A 2,949-nucleotide genomic window follows, 5' to 3' on the forward strand; every position below is an offset into this window, starting at 1 on the left:
TTAGAGGCACTTCGTAGGTGCAGATTACCGATTGGTCCAAGGGCTTGTCCGTTGAGGCCGGTGGCCGTGGCGTGGTTCCGCACGTGGGTGCGGCGCTGCTGCGGCTGCTGGCTGATCGCAGCGGGCTGACACAGGCGTTGTCGGTGGCGGTGGCTCGGCGAGAGTTCGTCCCTGGCCGGGACCGGGGCAGGGTGCTGGTCGACCCTGCGGTGATGGTCGCCGACGGCGGTGAGGCGATCGCGGATATCGACATGCTCAGCCGGGACCTGCTGATCCGGGGCGCCGCCTTCCAGGTCAGCTTCCTGTCGGCGACCACCGTGGCGGCCCGGTTCGGGGTCGCGGTGGTCGGCGCCCACCAGGTCGCGCTGCGACTCTGGTTCTTCACCGCAATGCTGCTGGATGCGCTGGCGATCGCCGCCCAGTCGCTGGTCGGGGCGGCGCTCGGGGCCGGCGACGCGGCGAGCGCCCGGCTGCTGGCCCGGCGGGTCGCGGTCTTCGGCGGGCTCTGCGGGGTCGGTTTCGCAGTGCTCATCGGGGCCGGTGCCGGGCTCATCCCGGCCTGGTTCAGCGCCGACCCGCAGGTACGCGACCAGGCCCTGCTCGCCTGGCCCTGGTTCGTCGCGATGCAGCCGCTGGCCGGGGTCGTCTTCGCCCTCGACGGGGTGCTGATCGGCGCCGGGGACGTCCGATACCTGCGCGACCTCACCGTATTCAGCGCGCTCGGTGGCTTCCTGCCGGCGATCTGGCTCACCTACCTCGGTCTCGGTGGCATCTGGGCCGGGTTGACCCTCTTCGTGGTGATCCGGCTGATCGGCCTGCTGCTGCGGATCCGCTCCGGGCGCTGGCTGGTGCTCGGCGACCCGCTGACCCTGTGGGGTGGGTGGGACGCCGGAGCCGTTGTCGGTGGCGCCGCCTGCCGACCGGGTACGACATGACATGGACTTCCGATCGGCTCGGTGCGGTGACCTGCGATTCGTAGGTGAGGTCTGACCGACACGGCGGGGATCTGGTCAGACCTACCCTGCGGATTCGCCGGATCTTGACGGTGGTTACCCGGGCGATTTGCGCCGTGCTGGGATACTCGGCGTCGTGGACCGGATCGACGTGTCGACGCGCGTCGGGTGGCCGGTGTACATCGGGCTCGTCCTGCTGTTCGGGTGGTTCGTGTGGATACTGATCGCACCCGACTACTGGTGGCGCAAGGAACGCGCGCTGGTGGGGTGGCAGTACCAGGACGGGCACCGGATCGAGCTGAGCACCGCCGGACGGATCTGGCGAGGTTCTGGGTCGTGGTGACGCTCGTCATCCTGAGCGTCGTCGGCGGCGCCACCGTCAACTGGACTGCGGCCTCCCGGGTGGAGACCGAGCCGTGGGGCGGGTCCGGCAGCAGGATGTACTACGTCGGCGATCCCGTCGAATCGCCGGACTGCACCGTGCGGGTCTTCGTCTGCCTTCGGTCGGACGTGGTCTTCCCGATCGAGGTGACGGGGTACAAGGCGATGGAGCCCGGATCGGACGGGCGCCCGACCGGGCTGGACAAGCTGCCCGACGACACCAACCTGCTGCTGTACGTGGAGTGGCCGTTCTTCCCCACTCGGATCACCCTCGACCAGGGCGATGAGCGGGTGACGGTCACCGTCTACGGCAGGTGCGCCCCGTGGCGCTTTAATGATCCGTACGGGCGCTCTCCCGCCGACTGCGCCACCGACCGAGCGGCCGGACCCTACGGAGGAGGCGTGGTGCCGGTCAGCCTGGACAAGCCCCTCGACGGACGGGCCCTGATCGACGGCTCCCGCGATGCCCTCGTCACACCACGCAGGTGAGCCGCCGTGGCCCAAGTCGGGGTGCAGAACGGCGCGAACCGCAAGGAGCGGCAAGAGATGGTCGAGCCGGTCAGGAAAGGCGGGTGGCAAGGTCACCTTCGGAAACTGAGCCGACGTCCTCTGATGGAACGGAACCAAAATGTCTTCCCTAACTCCTCAGGAAAGCTCGTGGCTGGACCTCCTCGCAGAGCTGAGGAACTCTCCGGCGATCCACGTGTACAACGAGTACAACGGCCCGATCGACGACAGTTTGGGTGACGCGTCGGAAGCCATGAGCGAGCTCGCCGATGACTATGGTGTCCACCTCGATCCGTCGTTCCGCGAGCTGTATACGCGGTTTAGTGGAATAGGCAGCTCCTGGCGGACCACGGAGGAGTACCCCTTCATATCGGGAGAGTTCCACATCGCGAGTATCCAGCTGGAGATCGAGCAGGCGCCGCCCAAACTGGGGTGGACGGAGTCACCGATCGACGACCCCGACCTCGAGTACGAGCTGCGGACCATCGACGGAACTCCGGACAGCGGAGTGGGCACCCTGGCAGCCGTACGCATACAGCCAGGTCCTGGGACGGTGAATCCCGAGATCTGGTTCGATCACGGCTCTCGGGGGGTTTGGAAACTGGACCTGGATTACCGCGGATACATGGAAGCGCTTCGTGTGACGAAGGGTACCTTCGGTTGGCAGTACCTCTTCACGGACGTGAGGTTGCGGGGCGATGACTTCGGGGGTATCGGTGAGCGGTTGAGCAACATGCTGAACGTTTTCCCCGACCTATTTCCCGACTATGACTACAAGCCGCTTCGGCGTCGCCTGGCGGCACGCCTCAGGTAGCTAGGCCAACTGTCGAATATATGGTCACCGTCTACGGCAAGTGTGCTCCGTGGCGCTTCAACGATCCGTACGGGCGCTCTCCCGCCAACTGCGCCACTGACCGGGCGGCCGGACCCGACGGAGGAGGCGTGGTGCCGGTCAGCCTGGACAAGCCGCTCGTTCGTACCTCCGACCGCTCAGCGCTCGGTTTGATACGAGGACTGCCCGAGGTGCCGTAGCCGCATATACCTGTCAACTGGCGGCGCCTCCATGCCACTGCGCGGCAAGAGCCTCTGCCTGTGCCAAGAACTTCTA

Annotated in this window: 3 protein-coding genes and 1 pseudogene; all 4 read left to right on the forward strand. The window is 66.8% G+C overall.

Features of this window, described 5'->3' with window-relative positions; genetic code table 11:
- Positions 1 to 17: 17 nt before the first annotated feature.
- A pseudogene (locus AAH979_RS42750) lies at positions 18 to 845 on the forward strand (MATE family efflux transporter); the annotation flags it as partial.
- A gap of 244 nt (positions 846 to 1,089) precedes the next feature.
- Positions 1,090 to 1,296, forward strand: a complete 207-nt coding sequence (locus tag AAH979_RS42755) for a hypothetical protein (RefSeq protein WP_346263826.1) — start codon at positions 1,090 to 1,092, stop codon at positions 1,294 to 1,296.
- Positions 1,290 to 1,823, forward strand: coding sequence for a hypothetical protein (locus tag AAH979_RS42760; protein ID WP_346263827.1), 534 nt, complete (start codon positions 1,290 to 1,292; stop codon positions 1,821 to 1,823). The genes AAH979_RS42755 and AAH979_RS42760 overlap by 7 nt, the downstream gene beginning before the upstream one ends.
- Before the next feature lie 139 nt (positions 1,824 to 1,962).
- Positions 1,963 to 2,655 carry a hypothetical protein gene (locus AAH979_RS42765; RefSeq protein ID WP_346263828.1) on the forward strand — a complete coding sequence of 231 codons (693 nt, stop codon included), beginning with the start codon at positions 1,963 to 1,965 and terminating at the stop codon, positions 2,653 to 2,655.
- Positions 2,656 to 2,949 lie beyond the last annotated feature (294 nt).

Origin of the sequence: Plantactinospora sp. ZYX-F-223, assembly GCF_039649625.1 — a bacterium.
In the GTDB taxonomy this organism is placed as follows: Bacteria; Actinomycetota; Actinomycetes; order Mycobacteriales; family Micromonosporaceae; genus Plantactinospora.